Source organism: Dietzia sp. B19 (genome assembly GCF_014145155.1).
In the GTDB taxonomy this organism is placed as follows: Bacteria; Actinomycetota; Actinomycetes; order Mycobacteriales; family Mycobacteriaceae; genus Dietzia; species Dietzia natronolimnaea.
The window spans coordinates 1-1,667 of the sequence record NZ_JAALED010000507.1; the positions used below are offsets into that span (position 1 = coordinate 1).

Annotated in this window: 2 protein-coding genes; both read left to right on the forward strand. The window is 73.0% G+C overall.

Annotation, left to right across the window (positions count from 1 at the left end):
• A partial coding sequence (locus tag G6020_RS13915) for an NAD(P)-binding domain-containing protein (RefSeq protein ID WP_182611020.1) occupies positions 1-982 on the forward strand: 982 nt, incomplete at its 5' end.
• Positions 979-1,667, forward strand: a 689-nt coding sequence (locus G6020_RS13920; protein ID WP_182611021.1) for an MSMEG_0568 family radical SAM protein, incomplete at its 3' end; no start/stop codon positions are given. The genes G6020_RS13915 and G6020_RS13920, both read left to right, overlap by 4 nt.

The window sequence follows — 1,667 nt, forward strand, 5'->3', positions numbered from 1 at the left end:
GCTCGCCGAGCACACGGCCGCCACCCGGCTGCGCCGGACCGGCACCGGCTTCGAGGTGACCCTCGCCGGCCCGGTCGGCGAGCGGACGGTCACCGCGGACGAGGTGGTGGTGGCCACCGGCGGCTACCCGGTCCCCGTGATCCCGCCCTACGCCTCGTTCCTCGACCCCGCCGTGACGCAGCTGCACTCCGAGCAGTACCGCAACCCCGACCAGCTGGCCGAGGGCGCGGTCCTGGTGGTGGGATCAGGCCAGTCCGGAGCTCAGATCGCCGAGGACCTGCACCTCGCCGGTCGCCGGGTCCACCTGGCGGTGGGCAACGCCCCGCGCGTCGCCCGGTTCTACCGGGGCCGGGACTGCATGACCTGGCTCGCGGACATGGGGCTGTACGACACCCCGGCACAGCAGTACCCCGGCGGTAAGGCCGCGCAGGAGAAGACCAACCACTACGTCACCGGCCGCGACGGCGGGCGGGACGTGGACCTGCGGCGATTCGCCGCCGAGGGCATGCGGCTGTACGGGACACTGACCGCCGGAGAGGGCACGGAACTGCGGTTCGACCCCTCACTCACCGAGGCGTTGGACTCCGCAGACCGGGTGTACAACTCGATCTGCGCCGACATCGACCGGCACATCGACGCACACGGGATCGACGCCCCGCCGCCGTCGAGGTACCAGCCGGTGTGGGCGCCCGAGTCCGACCCGACGTCCCTCGACCTCGCCGCGGAGGGCGTCACCACGATCATCTGGGCGATCGGTTACCGGCCCGACTACCGCTGGATCGAGGCGAGCGCGTTCGACGGCGCCGGCCACCCCATGCAGACCCGCGGCGTGACGGAGGTACCCGGCCTGTCCTTCATCGGCCTGCCCTGGATGCACACCTGGGGTTCGGGCCGCTTCCTCGGCATCGACCGCGACGCGGCGCACCTGGCCGAGGGCATCATCGCCCGCCGTCACGCCACCCGAGAGGAACGGGCATCATGACCACCTCCACCACCGGAGCGTCCACCTCGACCCGGGTCGACCTGGCCCTGCTCGGCATCCGGGGCACCCCTCCGCTGCACCGCAGCGGGGGCGCGGGCCCCAGCGACGACGGACACCTCGTCGTCTCCGGGCGCGACGCGGCGATCCCCCGCAACCCCGACAGCCCCTTCGTCTTCGACGGCGACCGGGTCCTGCGTGACGGCGTCGACACCGGTCTGGAGATCTCCGCGATCGGCCGTCCCCGCTTCTACGACCGCACGACCTCCGACGGGGTCCCCTACGAGAAGATCGCGCGCCTCCACGGCCGCGACGTCCTGGCCACGACCGTGGTGCAGACCTGCATCCGCTACCGCCGCGAGGAGCGCTGCCGGTTCTGCTCGATCGAGGAGTCGCTGCGCGCGGGTACGACGGTGCCGGTCAAGCTGCCCGAGCAGCTGGCCGAGGTCGCCCGCGCCGCCGTGGACCTCGACGGGGTCACCCAGATGGTCATGACCACCGGGACGTCGGCGGGACGCGACCGCGGGGCCGCGCATCTGGCCCGCTGCGTCCGCGCCGTCAGAGCGGCGGTCCCGGGGCTGCCGATCCAGGTCCAGTGTGAACCGCCCGCCGACCTGGCGGTCCTCACCGACCTGCGTGAGGCCGGTGCCGACGCGATCGGCATCCACGTCGAGTCGCTCGACGACGA